The sequence below is a fragment of the Paenibacillus sp. FSL R5-0887 genome, assembly GCF_038002305.1.
In the GTDB taxonomy this organism is placed as follows: domain Bacteria; phylum Bacillota; class Bacilli; order Paenibacillales; family Paenibacillaceae; genus Paenibacillus_AQ; species Paenibacillus_AQ odorifer.
The window spans coordinates 255,611-276,690 of sequence record NZ_JBBOCE010000001.1 but is presented as its reverse complement, the minus strand read 5'-3'; the positions used below and the strand labels follow the sequence as shown (position 1 = coordinate 276,690).

Here is a 21,080-nt window from a genome sequence, read left to right as displayed (position 1 = left end):
TCCAACAGATCTATTAACCGATCAGGCAAGTCCCCATCAGCTTGTCGCCCCAGTACAGCTCGAAAGCGTCGCCAGCTACAGTAGGACCCACGCCTGCCGGAGTACCTGTAAATATCACATCGTCTTTCCCTAACCCGTAGCGCTCCGCGATAAAATCAACAATTTTTTGAAGTGAAAAAATCATGTTTTTAACATTGCCGCGTTGTACTTCCACCCCATTTTTCACCACTGTAAAATCAGTTCCCTCCAGCTCTTCCTTATCTGGAAACGCTATGTAAGGGGTGAGTGGTGCGGCATTTTTAAAGCCTTTAGCTGGCGTCCACGGCAAACCTTTCTTCTGCAGATCATTATGCACATCACGCAGCGTGAAATCCAGTCCCAGTGCCATTACATCTACCAGATCCTCCACGCTCATGCCTGGTGTATAATCACGTGCAATACGCAGTACAAGTTCACCTTCATAATGAATCTGACCCGCATCCTTTGGCAGCTTAATTACTGCTTTATCGAGGGAAACAGCCGCATGTGAGGGCTTCATGAAGATGAGCGGCTCCACGGGCACATTGTTACCCAATTCCTCCGCGTGTAGCTTGTAGTTGCGTCCAACACAATATAGATTATTAACAGCAGCGCACATAAACAGTCAGCTCTCTTTCCCATCGATTTGGATTATTTATACCTTCAGAAAGGTGTCGCCCCATATATCCGGGCGGTTTGTACAGATCATTATATCAGAATGCATGTCGGCTAAGCGACGCATCTCTTTCGCTTTGTTCACAGTCCAAGCCATAATTTCCACCCCACGCTCGGACAAAAGCTTAGCCAGTCTAGGATTCAGACGCGAGAAGCTAATCGAAAGTAAAGAGCAATCCAGTTCATGCAGCCTGCGTGCAGGATTGCCAAATCTGGAATCAAAGATCAATCCGGTACGAAAACGGGGATCAATTTCCTTGACTTTTTTTAATGCTCCAGTATCAAAAGAGGTCAAGATCACGTCGTCCCGCATACCTTTTGCAGAAATAAGATCCGTCACCGTCTTCTCAATGCCAGGATACATATCTCCCACTGTTTTCAGTTCAATATTCAGACGCAATCTTCCAGAGGCTAGTGACAGCACCTCTTCCAAAGAAGGCACCCGCTCGCCCTGAAAAACACGCCCTTTCCAGCTCCCCGCATCCAGACGCCGGATATATTCCCAGTCCATGTTCTTTACCTTGCCATGACCATTGGTCGTCCGGTCCAACGTATAATCATGAATGACAACAGGAACGCCGTCTTTGGAGAGCTGGACATCAATTTCCATCCAGTGCACAAAGGGCATGGCAATCGCCATCCGAATGGCTGCCAATGTATTCTCTGGAGCTTTACCGGAAAACCCTCGATGGGCTACACACAAATTGTTCATCATAAGGACCTCCCAGGAACCCTATTTGGTAACTTGAGTGACTTTACCGTCGCTGCCGATCTTTACCCGTCCTGCGGATAGAGCTTCTACTCTTTTTAACAAAAGCTTTCCATCCACTTCGTTCATTGGCACAGGCTGTGCTAGCTCGGCTTTCATAGGCTTCAGCTTTAAGGAGCATTGACCTTTTACACTACATTCCGCCTGAAAAACCGCAGTTTCCCAAGTGGCAGGCACTGTAGATCTCGTAAAAATAAAATTCCCGGTGCTGTAGGCAATCCATTTGCCCTTGTATGGCTCCACGCCTTGCAACACATGTGGATGGCCGCCAATGACAAGATCGGCTCCTGCATCGATAAAGCTATGGCCCAGCGACTGTTGCGTTTTATCATATTGTTCTACCCGTTCTTTACCCCAATGGACCACTACGACCACCAAATCGGCTTTCTTTTTGGCTGCAGCAATTGCCTTCAATCCCTCTGCACTATCGTATACGGAGGCAAGCCCCGGCTTATTTTTTCCTGCCATCCAATCCGACGCAGGAATCACCCGGGTGAATCCCAGCAAAGCGATCTTAATGCCCTTACGTTCAAAATATTGCGCCGAATATGCTTCTTTGCTGTTAAGCCCCGCACCCACATAAGGAATTCCTCTTTCAGCAAGGTGGTTAAGGGTATCCCGCAAGCCTTGCTCTCCTTGATCAAGCGTGTGATTATTCGCCATATTTACTGCGTCCACACCCGCTGACTTAAGCGCATCCAGAGCGAGTGGTGATCCTTTGAATACAAATTGCTTATTAGTGGCACTTACGCCACCTGTGGTCACTGGAGTTTCCAGATTCAAGATCGTAAGATCATCTTTCTTGAACAGACCCTCCAATGCGGCATACGAATAATCATAACCTTTCTTCTCCAGCAGTTCTCCAGCTTTCCCGGAAAATATAACATCTCCACCAAAATTCAAAGTTACCGTCTTACCAGACGCGTTATCATCTGACGGCAGACCAGACACTGCATCATTATTTGCTGCTTCCGAGCTGTCCTCATCCTTCGCAGGGGTCGCTGTCGCTTCAGGAGCTTGTGTTTCAATAATCTCTTCGGGCTCCTCCTGCGGTGTAGGCGTTGGCTCTGGAGTTGCCGTAGGAGAAGGGCTTGGCGTCTCTGTAGCTTCAGGCGTTGCAACTGCAACCACCGGAGGTGCTGTCTGAGGCTGATCACTACTCTCTGGTATAGGCGTAGCTGTCGCTTCTGCTACCGGAGGCGGTGAGGCGCTTTTCTTGTCAGGGTCATTCGTAAAGCTATAAGTCAATAACACGGTAATCATCAAAAGAAGACCTGCATTGATCCAAGCCCAGGCCGTTCTGCGCTTGCGTTTGCTCTTATGTTTGTTCTTTTGTCTAGAACGCGATCGCGGCGGATACATGGTTTCTGTGATCTCCTCTACTCTCAAATTGTTTTTATTATAGCATATCTATCACAGCACCCTACAAATAAGAGAGTCGATAGAAATAGAAAATTTTACTAACTAAAGAAAAACAGTGAAGCGCCTCATGCTTCGCTTCACTGTTTTATTTAGTCATCGTACTCACATTTCATTCATTAGCTGTTTAGCAACGCTTTCCGCAATAAGCTTGGACTGCTTGATGCAATCCGGCATTGCTATGCCATTAAATCCGGCGCCAATGACATACACACCAGGAAGCGAAGCCGCTAAATCTTTGCGGAATTCGGTAATATTATCAAGATGTCCTATAGGATACTGCGGCATGGAATGCTCTAAGCGGGTGATTTCCGTAAATATTGGTTTCGCAGTAATGCCCATGATCTCTCGTAAATCTTTAAGCACAAGCTCCGTCAAAGCCTCATCAGGCAGCTGAACATTCTGTTCATCACCAGAACGACCCACATAACAGCGCAAAAGCACCTTATCATCAGGAGCCGTATGCGGCCATTTCGTAGATGTCCATGTGCAGGCAGTAATATTCCGCCCTTCTTTACGAGGCACAAAAAAACCTGATCCATCATATTCGTTAACAATATCCTTTTTGCTAAAAGCCATGACTAGATTCGCTACTGAAACATAATCCACCGCTTCCAGCGCCGTAACCTCCATATGGGGACGAAGTAAGTCAGCAGCCGAAAAATTAGGCGTAGTGATATATACATCATCTGCAAGCAACCGTTCGCCATTCTCCAGCTCTACCTCATAAATAGAAGGACTCCCAACAGCCTGAATAGAAACTACGTTAGATTCCGTCCGTTGTTCTACATCATGCAGCTCATAAATCAGACTATGCACGAGACTTTGCAGCCCTTTGCGGAACGTCAAGAAGGTAGTCTGTGTAGTACCTTCCTGTACCTTTTTATTCTTTCGCCCTGTGCGCATTCCACGAATAAGGCTGCCATACTGTTGTTCTAATTGTCCAAATTGCGGAAAAGTAGCATGCAGGCTAATTTTTTGTATATCTCCGGCGTACATGCCAGAGAGGAGTGGCTCGGTTAAGTTCTCCAGCACTTCAGACCCTAGACGGCGCTCAATAAGCTCACCAAGCGATTCGTCTTCATCATTACGCCGCGGAGGAAGAATAAAATCCATCATCGCACGTATTTTGCCCCCAAACGAAACTAACCCACTTGATAAAAAAGGTTTCAGTTCGGTAGGGATACCGAGTACAAGACCGTTTGGCAAAGGATTAAGCTTGTCCCGCTGCAAGATATATCGCTTCTTAGCAAGAGGGTTAGTGGATACCAGCTCGTGATCCAATTCCAGTTCCTTAGCCAGCTCGCACATCTCCGCCCTTTCCGCCAGAAATGAATCCGGTCCCTTTTCAATCACAAAACCATCGCGATGTAAGGTTTCAATCTTTCCACCGAGGTTTTTCTCTTTCTCAAGCAAGACAATATCAGGCTTAATACCCGCTTCTTTATAAAATTTACGAATATAAAAGGCGGCGCTGAGTCCGCTCAGCCCTCCGCCTATGATAACAATTTTTCTTGTGGGACCAATCATGATTGAGCGGCCTTCATCTGCTCCAGTCGTTTACGAATTACATCGCTCAATACAGACATATATGCAGGATCACTATTCAGTGAGTCAATCCGCATAAGACGCATATCAAGCTCTGCAGCTACGGCTGTTGCCTCAATATCGAGATCGTACAGTACCTCTAAATGATCGGATACGAATCCGATAGGGGCCACCAATACGTATTCCACCTGTTCTTTACTAAGCTGTTGCAGCGTGTCCAGAATATCTGGACCAAGCCACGGTTCAGCTGTGCGGCCAGCACTTTGCCAAGTAAACTGCCAGTTGGTTATGCCTGCTTGAGCTGCAATTGCCTGCGAAGTTTCCAGCAGCTGATCCCGATATGGATCACCCATAGCCAGAATACGTTCTGGAAGACTATGAGCGCTGAATAATACGCGAATCTCATCACGGGTCGCACCTGCTTCAATATATTGATCCAGCTTCGCCGACACTCTTTGGCTTAACACATCGATCAATTCAGGATGCATATGGTAACTCTCCACAAAACCCATGTCAATCTTGCATGCATCAGCCTTTTCCTGCGCACGCTTGATGTAGCTCCCTACACTCATACTGGAATAGTGTGGCGCCAAAACAATACCCACTGCTTGAGTAATGCCATCCTTCGCCATAGCCTCCACGCCGTCCTCAATAAAGGGACTGGCATGCTTCAAGCCTTGATAGCAGACAAATTCAACATCTGCTCCCGCTTTATCCGCATTTAATGCTGCTTGTAAAGCTTCTACTTGCCGGTCTGTATTCTCCCGCAGTGGGAATACCCCCCCGACGATTGCTTCATAACGGTCGGTTAACTCTTTAAGCTGCTCCGCTGTTGGCGGATTCCCCCGTCTAATATGCGTGTAATAAGCTCTAACATCTTCTAGGCTCTTAGGAGTGCCATACGACATGACGAGAACACCTATTTTTACTGTCACGGATTCCGTCCCCTTTACAATTTAATAGCGTGGAACATATAAATTCTTATATTTTTACGAACGCTGCTTAGCCGTTTCTTGTAATACTTCCTGAGAATAAGTGTGAATATACTCCGTCAATTCTCTAAGTTTGTCTAATGAGGCCTCCGGGAATAATCCATGGCCCAGATTGAAGATATAACCTGGCTCAAGCACACCTTCATCGATCAGTGCTTTCGCGCGTTCTTTCAAGAGGTCCATCGGAGCTGTAAGCAAATATGGATCAAGATTTCCTTGAATCGCAAATTTATTGCCTATTCTGCGTCGGCCTTCAGTCAAGCTAACTCGCCAATCCAGCCCGATTACGTCTGCTTGAAGCTTCATAAGACTTGGCAGCAATTCTCCAGAGCTTACGCCAGGAAAGTATATTTTAGGTACATCAAGATCAGATAATTCGGAAAAAATACGAGAAACCGTCGGCAGCACGTATGTTTCAAAATCGCGTGGAGCAAGCGCACCAACCCAACTGTCGAACAATTGGAAGGCTTTGCCTCCACTCCGCACATGACTTCGGAGGTAAGTGATAATCATATCGCCCAGCTTGTCCATCAGCATTTCCCAGACACGGGGTTCACTGTACATTAGCTCTTTCGTACGGATATATCCTTTGGAAGGTCTACCTTCGATCAAATAGCTGGCAATTGTAAACGGCGCGCCTGCAAAAGTGATCAAAGGAACGTCCAGTTCCTTATCCAGAATAGCAATCGTTTCCAAAATGTGGCTCAGATCACCCTCCACATCAATGGGTTTTAGTCTCTCCACATCAGCTGCACTACGGATCGGATTCTCAATCACTGGACCGATATCCTTAACGATATCGAATTTCATTCCGATTGAAGCAACTGGATTCATAATGTCGGAATACAAAATGGCCGCATCCACACCCAGCTTGCGAACGGGCATCATGGTTACTTCTGCCGCCAGCTCAGGCTGCTTGCAGATTTCAAGCAACGAATACTTTTCCTTAATTTTACGGTACTCGGGATCATAACGGCCGGCCTGCCGCATGTACCATACGGGAACGTGCTCCGTGTCCTGCTTTCTGCAGGCGCGGATAAAAGTGTCATTGTAGGTCATGATAAGATCTCCATTATATTTTATTAGATTTTTTTAATCGGCATATCTACTATTATGCCCTTTTTAAAAGCTTGTAACAACTAATACGAAGAGTTTGGAATGACAATCCTATGACATTACTATGACATGTGTTGCACACATGAAGCTGCAAAAAATGATATACTGATAAAATGGCATTTTTTCCGTGAATCATATATTCTCTGAAATTCTTTGAAAGGATGTGAAAGCACTATGAAGAAATGGGAGACCTGGAAGGTCAACCTCTTAGTGCTTTGGTTCGGGCAATTTTTGGTGAATGCTGGAATGACAATGATTACACCCTTCCTGACCTTGTACCTTGCGAAGGATCTTGGTGTCCAGGGTGAACATGAAATTGGAATCTGGGCGGGACTTATTTTTGCCGCAAACTTCTTAACCTCTTTCATATTCCAGCCATTATGGGGCAAGCTTGCAGACAAATATGGACGCAAAATCATGTTGCTGCGTTCCAGCTTTGGGATGGCTATTGTCATGGTATTAATGGGCTTCGCACAATCCCCTTTACAGCTGCTCCTGCTCCGTCTCTTAAACGGTACAATCTCTGGCTTCAATCCCGCCTCCATCGCACTGGTGTCAGGTACTACCCCCAAAGAACGTATGGGCTTCTCCATGGGATTGATGCAATCAGGATCTGTTGCAGGGACAATTCTAGGGCCACTGATTGGTGGCTTACTTGCCGATTTAATCGGATTTCGGCCGATTTTTTATGTCGTTGGAGCCTTGCTCTTTATCGCCTCTCTGCTGGCATTATTTCTTGTTAAAGAAAAATTCGACCGCGCTGAAGCCGCACAAGAGCCACAGGTTTCTGTACTCGCAGGCTTGAAGGAATTAATCAAAATCCCTCAGCTTCCAGCTCTATTCGGTGTAACCTTTCTGCTGCAATTTGCAATGATTAGTCCCATGGCCTTGTTGCCACTTTATGTAGAAAAATTAAATGGACCCGCTGAGAATATAGCCTTCTTGGCCGGGATGGTCAGTGCGGTTACAGGGATCTCCAATATGCTGGCTTCGCCCTTGCTTGGGAAGCTAAGTGACAAAGTCGGCGCACATCGTATTCTGACCTATGCGTTAATTGGCGCTTCACTCTTCCTAATTCCGCAGGCATTCGTAACTAGCGTCTGGCAGCTGATTATAGTCCGTTTCCTAATGGGAGTCTTCATGGGCGGACTGTTGCCCAGCGTTAATGCGCTTATCCGCTCCTATACCCCTGATGGAAAAGAAAGCCGCGCATTCGGCTTCAACAGCAGTACATTGGCGCTAGGCAATATGCTGGGAGCTATCTTGGGCGGCTTTCTATCAGGTTACATCGGAATTGAGGGGCTCTTCATTATATCCGGCTGCTTGCTGCTGGTTAATACGATTTGGGTTCGATTAAAGCTGTACAAAGTAACAACACCGCGGTTATTTCGCTAATCAGTTATTTGACCATCGCTAGTGCCAGTCCATCATAGGCAGGCAGGCATGTACTGATAAGACGTTCATCCGTGGCGATCATCTCATTGAAGTGGCGCACAGCCAGGATGGCAGGACCATTTCTATCTGTATTTAGGGTCCGTCCACGGAGAAAAATATTATCACCCGCAATGATCGCTCCTGGATTGGCCAGCTTGATGGCATATTCCAAGTAGTTAGTGTAGTTCAACTTATCTGCGTCAATGAAAAAGAAATCGAACCTAGCGCCCTCTGCTTCCAGTGCCTTCAGGCTGTCCATTGCGGGTCCTATTCTATACTCCGTAGTATCGCCGAAGCCTGCCAGCTCTAAATTACGTTGGGCAAGCTCGGCATAGTCGGCTCTCAGCTCTAGCGAAGTCAGTGTGCCACTTTCAGAGAAACCGCGGGACAAGCAAATTCCGCTGTAACCGCCAAGTGCGCCAATTTCCAAAATACGCTTAGAGCGAGACAGTCTAACTAGCATGGTGAGCAGTCTTCCGTACCCTGGCTCGACAGACACCGGCGGCATGCCTGCTTGGACGATTGCTTCTTTTACTCGAAGCAGAATTTCGTCCTCTGTATAAAGTTGTTCACTGTATTCTTCTTGCGTAAGCATAAAGATTCTCCTTTGAGGATCCCCCGTTTGCTCATAGTAAGGGATGACGGGGAACATTTTATGATTTATGGAATGCCGGGCATTGTGAAGTGTCCCACATTCCCCTATACTTGTATGGATGCTTTAAAGGACGACAATGCCGTCTCTTCTTATTGTACTGGCTTTTTGTATTTATCTACAAGTTAAACGGAGTTGAGAGTATTTGAGCAAATTACAATTAATCGCTACTGCCCCTATGGGTTTAGAAGCTGTGGTAGCGCGCGAATTAAACGAACTGGGTTATGAGACCAAGGTCGAGAACGGACGAGTATTATTCAGCGGTGATTACATCGATATCTGTCGCTGTAACTTGTGGCTGCGTACATCTGACCGCGTATTGGTTAAAATGGGCCAATTCCCTGCTAAAACCTTTGACGAGTTATTCGAAGGGGTTAAAGCCTTGCCTTGGGAAGATTGGATTCCAGAGAATGGAGAATTCCCGGTTGAAGGACGGTCCCATAAATCACAACTAACGAGTGTACCCGCTTGCCAAGGGATTGTCAAAAAAGCTATTGTTGAGAAGCTGAAGCTTTCGTATCATACAGACTGGTTCCCGGAGAACGGTCCTCGATATGTGATCGAAGTGATTTTATTAAATGACATCGCTTTGATCACATTAGATACCACAGGACCCGCGCTTCACAAACGGGGTTACCGCAGACATGCAACAGAGGCTCCGCTGAAGGAAACAATGGCTGCTGCACTAATCCAGCTTAGCCGCTGGAATGGCCATCGGCCCCTGTTCGATCCATGTTGTGGTTCGGGAACACTGTTAATTGAAGCTGCCATGATCGCTTGGAATATTGCTCCAGGACTACGCCGCTCATTTCCATCTGAACATTGGCCAGTCATCCCCAAACATCTTTGGAAAGAGGCGCGCGAAGAAGCTTTCGATGCGGTGCGCGATGATTATCCTTTGCAATTAACAGGTACGGACATTGATCCAGAAGCGATTGAAATTGCTGAAGCTGCCGCCAAGAGTGCTGGACTGTCCGGAGAAATTACCTTCAAAGTGATGGCTGCCGCCAAAGCAAGACCTGAAGGAGAATATGGTTGTATCATTACTAACCCTCCATATGGGGAACGGATCAGTAATGACAAAGAAGTGGAGAAGCTGACCCGCCAGTTTGGTGAAATGATGATATATCTGCCAACATGGTCATTTTTTGCGATCAGCCCTTACAAGGAATTCGAACAATTTTACGGTCGTAAGGCAGACAAACGCCGCAAACTGTATAACGGACGTATCGAGTGTCAATATTATCAATACTTGGGTCCACTTCCACCTAGAAATCCGAAATAATTAGGATCACCATTGCTTTGAATGCAGAACGGACATCTACCTCGTATGAGGAGGATGTCCGTTTTTCTCCGAGTATAAGACTGTTTTAGTTTAGCGCCTATAACTTTTCGCTCATATATTTCTATGAGAAACGTTTATCATCTGAAAAAGACAACAACATTGTTTATTCTGGTTTTAATTATTTTCTGTGTTAGGAGGTTTTATAATGTCTGACTTTCCATCAAATCGGAGCAGCACAACCGTAACAAGTACAGTAGTTGCTGTGATTCGCTCCCGATATATCGGTTATCTCCTTTTTCTTGGCATCATGCTGGCCAAGTTATTATTTCTGCATAGTGGGCTGCATGCTCCCAATATAGATATGAACCGGCAGGACAAATGGATTGCTGTAGGTTCAGTCATGTTATTGTCTTTTTGGACCCTGTGGCTTCCCCGCCGGGGACAGACGATAGCGTTGTTAAGTATAAACTTGCTTCTGACACTGCTTATTTATTCGGATATCGTCTACTATCGTTATTTTCAGGATTTTATCACGGTACCCGTATTGTTTCAGGCTGGACAGATGGATGCGCTTGGTGGAAGTATCTTCGCTCTACTGCGTCCTTCCGATCTTTATTTGTTCGCTGACTGGCTTCTGCTTATTGCCTATGGAATCGGAATAGGGTTATACCACCGGAAAACCCATACATACTTGTCTAATGCCGCCCCTCGCCGTTATGGGCAATCTCACTCTTATTCTCAAAACGGTTATTCCCGCCGCTCTTCACGCCTGAGCAGGATGCTAAAAAGAAGCGTGAATGGCATCGTTGCTCTGGCGCTAGGTTGCGCGCTGACCTTTGGCCCTATCCACACCTACGCTACTACCTGGGCTAAAGATCTATTCACTGGCAACTGGTGGAGTCTGGCGATGTATAACGTAACCGGACTAATCGGTTTTCACGGTTATGATATTTACTTATATGCTAAAGATCATCTAGGTCCGCAGCCCGAGCTTTCGCAAGAAGAAGCCACCTCAATGCAGCTCTGGTTCAATGAACAAAACACTGAGCAAAATGCCAATAATGACAGCTTTGGAAAATACAGCGGAAGCAACATCGTTGTTATTCAAGCTGAAGCTTTTATGAACTTTGTAGTTGGACGCTCAATATCCGGCCAGGAGATCACGCCTAATCTGAACGCTCTAATCAAAGAAAACACCTATTTCAGCAATTACTACCATCAGACCTCACAAGGACGAACTTCCGATGCGGATTTCACGTCCAACGCTTCCCTGTACCCGCTGGTCTCCGGCTCGGTATTTGTCCGTTACCCGGATCATCAGTTTGACACGCTGCCTGCTATTTTGAAATCAAAGGGCTACAGTACCAATGCTTTTCATGCGTACGAAGGCAGCTTCTGGAATCGGCAGATTATGTATAACGCGATGGGTTATGACCATTTTTATAACAAAAAAGACTATACAATAGACGAACCTCTAGGCTGGTCTCTGGGTGACAAATCCTTTTTGCGGCAATCCCTCGATATTATGGACACTTCAGAAACGATAAAGCAGCCTTTTTATTCATTTTTGACTACACTATCCAGCCATCATCCTTATTCTCTCCCTGCAGATAAACAAGGGCTTGATACTGGAGAGTTCAAGGGCACGATCTTCGGAGATTATTTGCAGGCTGTTCACTATACGGATGAAGCTTTAGGGGAAATGGTCAAAGAGATGAAGCAGCGTGGGCTGTGGGATAATACCATTGTTGCTTTCTATGGAGATCATGATAATTCGATCCAGGAGACCTCTTATTACGAACAATTTCTCGGCAAAAGCCTTAGCGCACTCGATATGCAGAAAATAATGCATCAGGTTCCCTTGCTCATTCATCTGCCAGGCTCTAACGCCTCTGTCCTAGATTCAGCTCCAGCTGGTCAGTTGGATCTTACACCTTCCTTGCTCCATTTGCTGGGGATCTCACGTGATCCTTATTATCTCATGGGCAATAATCTGTTTAGCGGGCATGAGCGTCTTGTAACGCTGCGATCCGGCGCCTATGCCGATGCAAAGCTGTCTTATCTCCCCAGCGAAAATGGGCAATTTGCCAGCGGAACCTGTTATAGTCTCGAAAGCCGCGAAGCCATTGACGTAGGGAAGTGCAGCATCGGGTATGAGACCAGCAAGCTCCGGCTACAGATCTCCGACGATATCATGAAATATGATGGAATCAAGAGGCTCAAGAACACACAATCTGCACCTTAAGCTTACATCCGGGTAAACGAAGAGACTGTCCAAAAAACTATCGAAAAGGGCTGCTGCGATATCCTCTCTATGTTGGACATTTACCACTTGATCGTTGTTGAAAGCACGTTTGGTTTTCCGACTTGGATCCGCGAAGTATCTCACTAACGGACACAGCTGACCCTAAACGCAGCATTATCCGAGATTTGGAATGCTAACGGACTCCAGAGCAGCTATTAGCCTAGAAAACGCCGATATGAGCCTCTTTTTAAGGAATAGCGTCACTGGGGTCCGAAATCTTGCTTTAAAGGCTAAAAACAGGCAAATAACGTCATCTGAGTCCGTAACACCTGTGGGATGAGGAGATGATGGGATGGTGGAATGATAGGATGGTGGGCTCGATGAGACGGTGAGATGGTGGGACGATGAGATGATGAGACGGAGAAATGATGGGATGATGGACACGATTGAAGTAAGCCGTCAATGGCCAGAAAACACAGAGCAGCGATCCTCCAAATAACAGGAGAATCGCTGCTCTGTTTACTTTTACTTATTCTGAGAATAAAGAGGGATCGACCCTATTATCTTAGTTGATAAGAACTCAGTATTATTTCTGAACGGAGGGCTGTTTGATAAAAGCTTCCGCTTTCTTCAACACTTCATCCTCCGTTGGAGCACTCACATAACGACCATTCACATAAACAAAAGCCCGTTTGCCACATGGACCGCAGTACGACTTGCAGCCGACCTTGATCTCGGCATCAGGTGCCATTTTTTGCAGCTTAGGGATAATACTTTTCAACTTCATGAAATTACATTCATCGCACACTTGTATTTCGTTAGCCATGGAGCAACCCTTCTTTGTGTTCGAAATTTACAGGCGAATGTTTAGTGATCGCCGTGATTACCTTTAGAGGGATTCGTAATGACAAAACCTTCTTGTGGAAGATACAAATAATCAACGACCACGCCATCAAGGAGTGGTTGGCTCGGATCAAGAATAACATCGATTTCCTTATCTGTCGATACTACAACATCGTTCTCTTTAGGCGTGTCCAAGTCCAGTCCGTAGTGAGCATGATCACCGTGTGCATGTGTAATTGCTACGCGCAGCTTCAACTCACTGTTTCCTTCCAGCTCCATTTGTTTCTTTATCACTTTAGCCGCATTACGGGTAATTTTGACCTTCATCTATATTCCATCTCCTAGTCCGAAAATTAAATACTCAATTACTTATTTTAAAGGTAAATGACATCTAAAAGCAACTATATTGGCTAATTAGCTCTGAAGTTCTTGTCGAAAATGTGCGGTGCTATCCTTCACCCTGCTGAAGGGTAGGATATTTCCGGCCCATTCGTGACACGAACCAGCCCATTAGCAGCATGGTCACTCCAATATCATCGATCGGAATAAATGGCATGAAGTCCGGCAAGACCCAATAGAGCAGTACTGGAATTGTAAATAACAGCTTGTCCCCCATTGCTACTTTAGGGGAGCGGATGTATTGCCAGGAGCTACTGAAGATATGGGACCATTGTTTTAGTGACAGTATTTTTTTCAGTTTCATGGTGACCCTCCTCCCAAGTAAAAAGGATACAGCCGCGGATAACGTGTAGTGACGACAGCGGCCATACCCTATGGTTTATTTTACGCAAGTTTACTGCAAATGTTTCATAATTATTTCACATTGGAAAGGAGCGTTGCTAATATAAGTCCTGTTTCCAGGGTCATATCTTCAAAATCTGCTAGTGGCAGCGGATTTTTGCCAATCCCAAGCTCCACAGTAAATCCAGGTTTGCGGAAGGTCTGAATAAACCAATCCTTATATCCGGCATCACTTCCCGTCAGCTCCACTGCCCGGTAACTGCTCGCAACTGCCAGCTGCGCGGCTAATTCACGGCTCTCGGGAGGCTCATACCCCCGGTAGTTCCAATAAATCTCTCCTCCTTGGCTATGCAGAGACACTGCAGCTTCGCCAGGCGCTTCCTCAGCCAGGGCTGCCAGAGCAGCTGCTTCAGGCTCACTCAGCGGTTCAGGGCCGCTGTAATCCCGCGGTGAGGGCTGCCTTACTCCCCGACGTTCCCGCTCCTCTTCCCAATGAGCGGGAAATTGATCCCCAAGATCCACACCGCGGATGTTAGCTTTCCAATGCCGGAAGCTGCTTCGTCCACCATTCCATCTCATGAGGTCATCATAAAACGGATGGTCAGGCAAAACCCCTTCCTGAACCAGCTCCACACCATCTGGATTAGCCATAGGCACGACCCATAATGTCCAGTTTTGGAACCAAACCTCAGGGTTATGTCCATTCCATTCCAAGCCTTCAGCATAAGCTGCTGCATACTCCTCTATGAAGGACATCAAGCATGGCGAAGTCAGCCATTCATTGGCATGCAAAGCGGCGTTAACATGCAGATGACGAGTGCCGTTCCCGATCTTGAGTACATGGAGTGGCTTGCCGAGTACGCTCGTGCCTATTGTGGCTGCTTGTATAAACGGGTATTGGACAAGCAAGCTGTCAATGTCACTCTCAACATCAGCCGGACCGTACTCCCCGCGCAGAAACACCACGCGGTCTGGAATCGGGGGTGGAATGACAAGTATTTTTCCAGGTGTACAGCAGCGCCCTGAGGTCACACCAGGATTAAGCTTCTCCAAATCCTCTAAATTCACATTAAATAATGAGGTTATCCGTTCTGGAGTGTCCCCTTCCTGCACAGCATACCTTTTACGCGGCGAAGATGGCAGAAATAAAACCTGGCCTGGGTATAAATAAGACTGCCTCCCAACCCATGGATTACCTTGAATAACATGCTCAGGAGTTAATCCATGTAGAGCGGCAATTCGGCTTACGGTATCTCCCCTGTTTGCAATATATTGTCGCATTAGGTCTCATCCTCTCGGCCTTAAATTGCTGATACAGCAATACAAAAACAGCGGCATACAGCACTTAACTCTATTGTATGCAAGCGCCACTACCCGGCATGAAGGAGAAATGAATCACAAGAAAAAACAACGTCATCGCCCTTTATAGATGGCAACCATTTCTCATGAAAATAAGGATATTACAGATCCGCAGCGTATAAATGCTTATATTTCAAAAAAACAGACTGGGAAATGTGCTTTCCCAGTCTGTTTTTCTTTTTACACTCCCATGGAGTTTGTCCCTATTCAATTCAACATTGCTCCTGCTTATAACGTGGATACTTGCCACACTACTGGAGTACGTCTAATTTGTTCTCCAAGCCAGTCTCGCGCGATGCTTTGAAACATCTCAGCATCACCGCTGCAGAAGAACTGATGAATTGGACTTTCATCGCCGATGGACAGCTTGCCTTTGTCATATAAAATTGTGCTGATCTCACGAGCGGTCTCATCTGCAGAACTGATCAGCTTGACTCCTGATCCCATAGTCTCACCAATGGGTTCTACAAGAAATGGATAATGAGTGCATCCTAAAATTAAAGTATCGATGTTAGTGTCTTTAATGCCTTCGAGTGCCTCTTCTACGATATCGTAACTTTTCTCTGAGCGGAACTTGCCTTGCTCGACAAGTGGGACAAGCGCTGGACAGGCTTGACTTACAACCTCAACAAAAGGGGACAACTGCTTTAATGCGTTAGTATAAGCTCCGCTGTTGATGGTTCCTACCGTACCGATCACGCCGACATGTCCGCTTTTGGTTGCGCTAATTGCTGCGCGGGCTCCGGGATGAATCACCCCAATTACAGGGATGGAGACCTTGGCTGAGATATAATCGAGTGCCGCAGCTGTTGCGGTATTACAAGCGATAACGATCATTTTAGGATTAAACTGGATCAAATAATCTACAATTTGTTCAGTAAACAGTTGTACTTCCTCGGTCGAACGGGGTCCGTACGGAGCTCGGGCAGTATCTCCGAAATAAATGATCTTCTCCCGCGGGAGTTGCCTCATCACTTCTTTGACAACTGTTAACCCTCCCACACCTGAGTCTAATATTGCTATAGCTTGCTGCACGAACACACCGCTTCCTTCTACTTGTTTTGTGTAGCTTATGTAAGGTGAAAACAAAATGTACCTGGCTTTCAGCCCCAATTGCAGATATTACTCCTTTTGCCCTCTTAGTTCAAGACTAGTCTTCTTCCATCATTTAACAAGCGGGGGCAAACTAATTAAAAAAGCCACCCTCCGCCCAATGCGAAGAAGCGGCTCTATTATAAGAGAATGAGTACTCTTTTACCACTGAAACAGAGGATTTAAACCACGGTCCCATTATAGAATTTCTTTATCAACCTTGTCATCTTGAACGACTTCTTCCAGGCTAACTTCTTCGCTTACATCTTCACTTATAGTGGCCTCAACCAACTGAGTTACCACTTCCAAAGTGGCAGCAGCCTCTTCAACAGCTTCTACAGCGTCAACTGCTTCTACAGCATCTTCTGTAGCAATACCGCTTACAGTTACTGTGATTTTTTCTTCTTCATCAACAGCATTCGCACATGATTTGCTCCATTCCCGAACTTCATGCACTACATGCCCAATCGAATCTTTTGCTTTGTCATAAATCTCAATGCTCTTGTCTCCGGCTTGAACGGCAATTTCTTGAACCTTCTCAATACCAGCGGCAGTTCCTTCCGCAATATCCTTGCGCAGCTCTTTACCTGGTTTAGGTGCGAACAGCAATGCTGTCACCGATCCAACCACACTGCCGACTAAAGCGCCCCATAATAAGCCTTTGGTGTCCTTTTTCATCGTTTCATCTCTCCTTTAAATTCATTGCTCCCCGCTCTACCGGGCTAATGCCTATATCTGCTATATCATAAGCAGCAGGGGATTGTCTTGTGACTAATTATTATAACTTTTCAGAAGTTTTGTCTGTAACATTTTTGGGTACGATAGCGTAGCGGCAGCAATGGCCGCCCTCTGCCATACATTCATTACGTGTGACCTTAGCATCCAGCAATTCTTCGAAAAGACTATGCTCACATTGGCAAGCCTTACGATACTGGGTAGCCACTTGGCGAATCGGGCAATTGTACTCCCTTATGACATATGAGCCATCCTCTTCGCGGTTCCATTCTGCCATATATCCACCGGCATTTTGGATGGAAGATAATTCGGCGACGCGTTCTTCCAAATTCCGCCGTTCCATCATCGGAGCATACTGAGCGAGCATTCGGCGGCGGCGTCCTTCAAATAATGTATTAACAGCATCCAGTCCACTGCCGTAATCCAATTCACGCAGAAGCTCCAAAGCCAAGTTGTGATAACTTTTTGGGAAATATTCTTCGGCTCTCTCCGTTAATGAGTACATATGTAAAGGCCGCCCCATCGCTTGCCGGACCACTTTTGTCTTTGCAAGCCCTTCTTGCTCCAGCTGAAGCACATGACGACGGACACCCATCTCTGTAATTCCCAATTCTTCTGCCAGCGCGCCGATGGTCAGTGTTCCTTTCGTCTTCAGGAGCGTCATAATCATTTGTCTTGTCGATCCGTTTTCCTGCCCCATCTTCATCATAAAGGAACCCCTCTCTTTCACGGCTATCGCCTATTCTATGTGATTCTATCCTATGCTATTATAGCGGTACGCTGGCTCCAAGCTCCTGGTCCAAATATTTCCGTACCTCAACGGCAAACTGCTCAAGTACTTCCGAAAGAATGGGGGTAAGTGGATGCAGATCACCTCTCTCCCAAGCATAATAATCCTGAACGAGTGGCTTACGCAGAGCAACTAATTCTATCAATCTCTCATAAATCACACTTTGACCTAGCACTTTCTCTTCATGAATAATAGAAATTATATCCTCATAACTTCCAGCATCACGCATAATAAACCCGTCAATGAGACAGCTACCAACGTCTGTTACAACCTCTATTGCCAGATGGAGGCAGCGTTCCTGTATTAGTCCGGTTAATGTTGTACCATCCCAGGAAGCTGCTACAGTCCGAAGACCAGCGGTAATATCAGGGATTTGAGCAAGAATGGTTTCGATTTGATTGCGGTTGACATAATACACAGCAATACCCCCATGTCTATAATTGTTAGAGAACCGTCCTAATCTCTACTTACCGCGTTTGCCACGGCGTTTCAGCCAGAAGAACATTACGAAACATGCTCCGAGAAAAACGACTAAATAAGTTAACGCTTCCATTGGATACTCAAGCTCACGCATTCCTGTCACCGCTTCCGGTATAAAATGATGATACTATATTCAAGCAGCAGCTTAAATTTCGTAATCTACAGCAATCGAGAGCTCTTTGACTTCATTAATGTGAGCAATAACTTCTTTATGCGCCGGATGAACCTGATACGCCTGTAAATCCTCTAGAGAAGCCACTTCTGTGACTAGAGCAATATCAAAGGAACGATCGGAATGAATGATGTCAGCACCCACCTCGATGGAGAGAAGCTGCGGGATCTTGCCTTCCATATTACGCAGTACTGCTACCGTTGCCGCTACGCTTTCTTCGGACCGATCTTTTAATTTGAAAAACACAATATGTTTGATCATTCTATATCGCTCCCTAATGTAATATTGTAATTAGATATTAAAAATATATCATAAGCGTAGCTGTTCTGAAAGAAACTTAAACGGTGTTGTCAGAAATAGCAGCATTAACCATTGCCGATATACCAGAAAGTGTTGTAGTATATTTTTAAAAAATCGGAGGAATTATGCCTAATAACCAACAAGAAACTCATAATATCCAGGCGTGGTCTCTGATCAATCGCAAATACCTTGGACAAGGCGTTCGAGTCAAAAGATTTCGCCGTCCAAAGCGCAGCCAGATTAGAAACCGTGTGCTGCTTGCTGTATTGATGGCTAAGGATATCAAGCTGTCACGACTCGCAGAAGAGCTTGGTATATCCTCACGCAGTGTAAGCGCTTGGGTATACGAAGGTCGTATCCCTTCCAACAATAACATTGACAAGACCTGCCGCCTATTGGGGTACCCACCCCACATTCTGTTCAATGAAGCATTGATTCGTCAAAGCCCCATTGTATGTCAGCCTACACCCTCACGTTTTATGAAAAGAAGTATTACCAGTTCACCGCGCAGCAATGTTATCCTGACCGGACTTTGTATGGTTTACGATTTCTCAGTAACGGATGTAAGTATCTGGATAGGCGTCCATCCTGGAACATTTCGAAAATGGCTCCACAACAGCCATCTGCCGACCCCTGCTCTGCAGGAAAAAGCCGAAGCTTTCTTTCGGATTCCACGCCATATTCTATTTGCAGACTGCGGAACGCTCTAATACAATCCTCTCACAAAACACGTCTAACACAGCCCTTCTTCAAGAAATCATGAGAAGGGTTATTTGCCATACCTTTTTTTCTTAAAAAGAGGTCATACTACTGTGTGTAAATATATTGTGTAGTACTAAAGAACGGGTCAGGAGGCGCAAGATGAAACTTAACGGAATTCTGTCAAAGGGCTATACCGATACTTGGAAAGTGGCCCCTGGTGTCATTGGACTTCGCACTATGTTTGTAAATGTCGCATTAATTGGCCAGCCCTCTTCGGATTGGGTTCTTGTAGATACTGGTCTTAGCTCATATACAGGCAATATTATTGATTTTGCTACGGAGCATTATGATAAACCTCCGGTGGCAATTATCCTGACGCATGGGCATTTTGACCATATTGGGGGTGTAAAAAGGCTTGTTGAGGAATGGAATGTGCCTGTATATGCTCATCCGCTAGAACTACCTTTTCTGACAGGTAAAGAAGACTACCCTCCAGCCGATCCGGCCGTAGGCGGCGGGCTTATGAGCATGATTTCCCCTTTATTTTCACATCATGGCATTGACCTTGGTTCAGCCGTTCATCCCTTGCCGGAAGACAGGACTGTTCCTGGTGCGAAGGGCTGGGAATGGATCCATACCCCTGGACATAGTCCCGGACATATCTCCCTGTTCAGGCCTGAGGATAGAGTTCTGATCGCTGGTGATACGTTCCTTACGGTCAAACAGGAATCCGTATTTGCAGTGGCTACGCAGCATCAGGTGGTGCATGGCCCACCCTCTTATTTCACGACAGACTGGGAAGCTGCTGAGAAATCGGTCCGTACCCTTGCCTTGCTGAATCCACATCTTGTTCTTTCGGGACATGGAGTACCCATGGAAGGTGAGGAGCTGTCTACTCAGCTTGCTCATTTGTGCAAAAATTTCAAAGAAATGGCGCTACCGGGTCAAGGTAAATTTGTGTAAAAAAGGTACTCCTGATCAGCGCACAGAGGTCTAGGGAAAAAGTCCCTATAATTCATTTGATATAGCCGATTCTACGGATATTCAACGAAATTATAGGGAGTTCCTCCCTAAATTACTTGCTTAGTGCAGATTTACGTGCGACGATATATCTCAGTATGTATTGATGTTTTTCTCCAAGCGGCCCACATAAAGTCTCCACACATGAGCCGGTCGTAATTATTTTCGTACCTGCAAAATGTTGTCTTAAATCTTCTTCACTAAAAAAATGGGCGTATTTTCCCTCTTTGTATTCGTAGGTTCCCGGTTCCAAAAGTGTTCCACAGCCGTTGTTCGCATCCTCATCGGAAAAACTGGTAAAATAGAGCAAGCCATCCGGCCGCAGCTGTTCCAGACAATTAGCTACGAGCCTGCGGCGATCCTCTTCGAGAAATAAATGCAATACGTCATAGCAGTAGACAGCATCAACCTGTACTTCAGAAATAGGATCTAATACGGAACCTGAGATAAAATGGCTCTTGGGATCCCATTCTGCCGCCATCTTTAACGCGTCCTCGCTCAACTCAATGCCTAAGGTCTTAAACTCATCTGAGAACACCTTCGTATTTCTTCCGTATCCCGCACCCGGGACTAAAACTGATTTCACGTTATGTTGCCGGAATATATCCCTTGCTGCCTGAGCTGTAGGACTAGGTTCACTCCCCCAGATCATGCCTTCCTGAGCAAATCTTCGACTCCAGTATTCGGACATAG

General features: G+C 46.0%; 22 protein-coding genes. 5 read left to right on the top strand and 17 right to left on the bottom strand.

Annotation, left to right across the window (positions count from 1 at the left end; all coding sequences use genetic code 11):
• Positions 1 to 13: 13 nt before the first annotated feature.
• The 6 genes from MKY14_RS01195 to hemE all read right to left on the bottom strand — a co-directional run bounded on the left by MKY14_RS01195 (position 14) and on the right by hemE (position 6,480).
• Positions 14 to 637, bottom strand: a complete 624-nt coding sequence (locus MKY14_RS01195; RefSeq protein ID WP_036689251.1) for a fumarylacetoacetate hydrolase family protein — start codon at positions 635 to 637, stop codon at positions 14 to 16.
• A gap of 36 nt (positions 638 to 673) precedes the next feature.
• Positions 674 to 1,405 carry a glycerophosphodiester phosphodiesterase gene (locus MKY14_RS01190; protein WP_076125104.1) on the bottom strand — a complete coding sequence of 244 codons (732 nt, stop codon included), beginning with the start codon at positions 1,403 to 1,405 and terminating at the stop codon, positions 674 to 676.
• A gap of 21 nt (positions 1,406 to 1,426) precedes the next feature.
• On the bottom strand, positions 1,427 to 2,824 hold the full coding sequence (locus tag MKY14_RS01185) for a CapA family protein (RefSeq protein ID WP_076125103.1): 1,398 nt from the start codon (positions 2,822 to 2,824) through the stop codon (positions 1,427 to 1,429).
• A gap of 162 nt (positions 2,825 to 2,986) precedes the next feature.
• Positions 2,987 to 4,411: a protoporphyrinogen oxidase gene (gene hemG, locus MKY14_RS01180; protein WP_312149272.1), complete on the bottom strand. Its 1,425-nt coding sequence runs from the start codon at positions 4,409 to 4,411 to the stop codon at positions 2,987 to 2,989.
• The gene (gene hemH, locus MKY14_RS01175; protein WP_340975595.1) at positions 4,408 to 5,364 is read right to left on the bottom strand and encodes a ferrochelatase; all 957 of its coding nucleotides are present in this window, start codon (positions 5,362 to 5,364) and stop codon (positions 4,408 to 4,410) included. The genes hemG and hemH overlap by 4 nt, the downstream gene beginning before the upstream one ends.
• A gap of 54 nt (positions 5,365 to 5,418) precedes the next feature.
• Positions 5,419 to 6,480, bottom strand: coding sequence for a uroporphyrinogen decarboxylase (gene hemE / locus MKY14_RS01170; RefSeq protein ID WP_340975593.1), 1,062 nt, complete (start codon positions 6,478 to 6,480; stop codon positions 5,419 to 5,421).
• A gap of 231 nt (positions 6,481 to 6,711) precedes the next feature.
• Here hemE and MKY14_RS01165 point away from each other — a divergent pair, with 231 nt between their 5' ends.
• Complete coding sequence (locus tag MKY14_RS01165; RefSeq protein ID WP_038569803.1) at positions 6,712 to 7,932, top strand: MFS transporter; 1,221 nt, start codon at positions 6,712 to 6,714, stop codon at positions 7,930 to 7,932.
• 4 nt (positions 7,933 to 7,936) lie between these two features.
• Here MKY14_RS01165 and MKY14_RS01160 read toward each other — a convergent pair whose 3' ends face one another.
• Complete coding sequence (locus tag MKY14_RS01160) at positions 7,937 to 8,566, bottom strand: O-methyltransferase (RefSeq protein WP_076278631.1); 630 nt, start codon at positions 8,564 to 8,566, stop codon at positions 7,937 to 7,939.
• A 202-nt stretch (positions 8,567 to 8,768) separates the two neighbouring features.
• Here MKY14_RS01160 and MKY14_RS01155 point away from each other — a divergent pair, with 202 nt between their 5' ends.
• Together MKY14_RS01155 and MKY14_RS01150 are read left to right on the top strand one after the other, a co-directional pair.
• Positions 8,769 to 9,908 (top strand): THUMP domain-containing class I SAM-dependent RNA methyltransferase, encoded by a 1,140-nt coding sequence (locus MKY14_RS01155; protein ID WP_340975591.1) that lies wholly within the window; start codon positions 8,769 to 8,771, stop codon positions 9,906 to 9,908.
• 205 nt (positions 9,909 to 10,113) lie between these two features.
• The gene (locus tag MKY14_RS01150) at positions 10,114 to 12,153 is read left to right on the top strand and encodes an LTA synthase family protein (protein ID WP_340975590.1); all 2,040 of its coding nucleotides are present in this window, start codon (positions 10,114 to 10,116) and stop codon (positions 12,151 to 12,153) included.
• Positions 12,154 to 12,739: 586 nt separating this feature from the next.
• Here MKY14_RS01150 and MKY14_RS01145 read toward each other — a convergent pair.
• The 9 genes from MKY14_RS01145 to MKY14_RS01105 form a co-directional block, all read right to left on the bottom strand.
• Positions 12,740 to 12,979 carry a DUF1450 domain-containing protein gene (locus MKY14_RS01145; RefSeq protein WP_036689224.1) on the bottom strand — a complete coding sequence of 80 codons (240 nt, stop codon included), beginning with the start codon at positions 12,977 to 12,979 and terminating at the stop codon, positions 12,740 to 12,742.
• 41 nt (positions 12,980 to 13,020) lie between these two features.
• Positions 13,021 to 13,323: a HesB/IscA family protein gene (locus MKY14_RS01140; RefSeq protein ID WP_036689223.1), complete on the bottom strand. Its 303-nt coding sequence runs from the start codon at positions 13,321 to 13,323 to the stop codon at positions 13,021 to 13,023.
• 121 nt (positions 13,324 to 13,444) lie between these two features.
• Positions 13,445 to 13,699 (bottom strand): hypothetical protein, encoded by a 255-nt coding sequence (locus MKY14_RS01135; RefSeq protein WP_076125091.1) that lies wholly within the window; start codon positions 13,697 to 13,699, stop codon positions 13,445 to 13,447.
• A gap of 110 nt (positions 13,700 to 13,809) precedes the next feature.
• Positions 13,810 to 15,018, bottom strand: a complete 1,209-nt coding sequence (locus tag MKY14_RS01130) for a M14 family metallopeptidase (protein ID WP_076125089.1) — start codon at positions 15,016 to 15,018, stop codon at positions 13,810 to 13,812.
• Positions 15,019 to 15,324: 306 nt separating this feature from the next.
• On the bottom strand, positions 15,325 to 16,131 hold the full coding sequence (racE, locus tag MKY14_RS01125; protein ID WP_036689641.1) for a glutamate racemase: 807 nt from the start codon (positions 16,129 to 16,131) through the stop codon (positions 15,325 to 15,327).
• Between the two features lie 255 nt (positions 16,132 to 16,386).
• On the bottom strand, positions 16,387 to 16,866 hold the full coding sequence (locus MKY14_RS01120; protein ID WP_076280974.1) for a YtxH domain-containing protein: 480 nt from the start codon (positions 16,864 to 16,866) through the stop codon (positions 16,387 to 16,389).
• A 100-nt stretch (positions 16,867 to 16,966) separates the two neighbouring features.
• Entirely contained in the window at positions 16,967 to 17,632 is a 666-nt protein-coding gene (locus tag MKY14_RS01115) for a helix-turn-helix transcriptional regulator (RefSeq protein ID WP_038569796.1), read from the bottom strand.
• 58 nt (positions 17,633 to 17,690) lie between these two features.
• Positions 17,691 to 18,131, bottom strand: a complete 441-nt coding sequence (locus tag MKY14_RS01110) for a DUF86 domain-containing protein (protein WP_076125085.1) — start codon at positions 18,129 to 18,131, stop codon at positions 17,691 to 17,693.
• Between the two features lie 207 nt (positions 18,132 to 18,338).
• Positions 18,339 to 18,626 (bottom strand): Dabb family protein, encoded by a 288-nt coding sequence (locus tag MKY14_RS01105; RefSeq protein WP_036689213.1) that lies wholly within the window; start codon positions 18,624 to 18,626, stop codon positions 18,339 to 18,341.
• Between the two features lie 164 nt (positions 18,627 to 18,790).
• On the opposite strand from MKY14_RS01105, the gene MKY14_RS01100 reads away from it, so the two are divergent.
• Both MKY14_RS01100 and MKY14_RS01095 read left to right on the top strand, forming a co-directional pair.
• Complete coding sequence (locus MKY14_RS01100) at positions 18,791 to 19,375, top strand: helix-turn-helix domain-containing protein (RefSeq protein WP_036679391.1); 585 nt, start codon at positions 18,791 to 18,793, stop codon at positions 19,373 to 19,375.
• Positions 19,376 to 19,526: 151 nt separating this feature from the next.
• On the top strand, positions 19,527 to 20,330 hold the full coding sequence (locus MKY14_RS01095) for an MBL fold metallo-hydrolase (RefSeq protein ID WP_076125083.1): 804 nt from the start codon (positions 19,527 to 19,529) through the stop codon (positions 20,328 to 20,330).
• A gap of 112 nt (positions 20,331 to 20,442) precedes the next feature.
• Here the strand turns inward: MKY14_RS01095 and MKY14_RS01090 are convergent, their stop codons facing one another.
• The gene (locus MKY14_RS01090; RefSeq protein ID WP_076280976.1) at positions 20,443 to 21,078 is read right to left on the bottom strand and encodes a class I SAM-dependent methyltransferase; all 636 of its coding nucleotides are present in this window, start codon (positions 21,076 to 21,078) and stop codon (positions 20,443 to 20,445) included.
• Between the last annotated feature and the right edge of the window lie 2 nt (positions 21,079 to 21,080).

Coding starts and splice junctions, on each gene's coding strand:
- MKY14_RS01195 (WP_036689251.1), bottom strand. CDS start 637: ATGTGCGCTGCTGTTAATAATCTATATTGTGTTGGACGCAACTACAAG.
- MKY14_RS01190 (WP_076125104.1), bottom strand. CDS start 1,405: ATGAACAATTTGTGTGTAGCCCATCGAGGGTTTTCCGGTAAAGCTCCA.
- MKY14_RS01185 (WP_076125103.1), bottom strand. CDS start 2,824: ATGTATCCGCCGCGATCGCGTTCTAGACAAAAGAACAAACATAAGAGC.
- hemG (WP_312149272.1), bottom strand. CDS start 4,411: ATGATTGGTCCCACAAGAAAAATTGTTATCATAGGCGGAGGGCTGAGC.
- hemE (WP_340975593.1), bottom strand. CDS start 6,480: ATGACCTACAATGACACTTTTATCCGCGCCTGCAGAAAGCAGGACACG.
- MKY14_RS01165 (WP_038569803.1), top strand. CDS start 6,712: ATGAAGAAATGGGAGACCTGGAAGGTCAACCTCTTAGTGCTTTGGTTC.
- MKY14_RS01160 (WP_076278631.1), bottom strand. CDS start 8,566: ATGCTTACGCAAGAAGAATACAGTGAACAACTTTATACAGAGGACGAA.
- MKY14_RS01150 (WP_340975590.1), top strand. CDS start 10,114: ATGTCTGACTTTCCATCAAATCGGAGCAGCACAACCGTAACAAGTACA.
- MKY14_RS01145 (WP_036689224.1), bottom strand. CDS start 12,979: ATGGCTAACGAAATACAAGTGTGCGATGAATGTAATTTCATGAAGTTG.
- MKY14_RS01140 (WP_036689223.1), bottom strand. CDS start 13,323: ATGAAGGTCAAAATTACCCGTAATGCGGCTAAAGTGATAAAGAAACAA.
- MKY14_RS01135 (WP_076125091.1), bottom strand. CDS start 13,699: ATGAAACTGAAAAAAATACTGTCACTAAAACAATGGTCCCATATCTTC.
- MKY14_RS01130 (WP_076125089.1), bottom strand. CDS start 15,018: ATGCGACAATATATTGCAAACAGGGGAGATACCGTAAGCCGAATTGCC.
- MKY14_RS01120 (WP_076280974.1), bottom strand. CDS start 16,866: ATGAAAAAGGACACCAAAGGCTTATTATGGGGCGCTTTAGTCGGCAGT.
- MKY14_RS01115 (WP_038569796.1), bottom strand. CDS start 17,632: ATGATGAAGATGGGGCAGGAAAACGGATCGACAAGACAAATGATTATG.
- MKY14_RS01105 (WP_036689213.1), bottom strand. CDS start 18,626: ATGATCAAACATATTGTGTTTTTCAAATTAAAAGATCGGTCCGAAGAA.
- MKY14_RS01100 (WP_036679391.1), top strand. CDS start 18,791: ATGCCTAATAACCAACAAGAAACTCATAATATCCAGGCGTGGTCTCTG.
- MKY14_RS01095 (WP_076125083.1), top strand. CDS start 19,527: ATGAAACTTAACGGAATTCTGTCAAAGGGCTATACCGATACTTGGAAA.
- MKY14_RS01090 (WP_076280976.1), bottom strand. CDS start 21,078: ATGTCCGAATACTGGAGTCGAAGATTTGCTCAGGAAGGCATGATCTGG.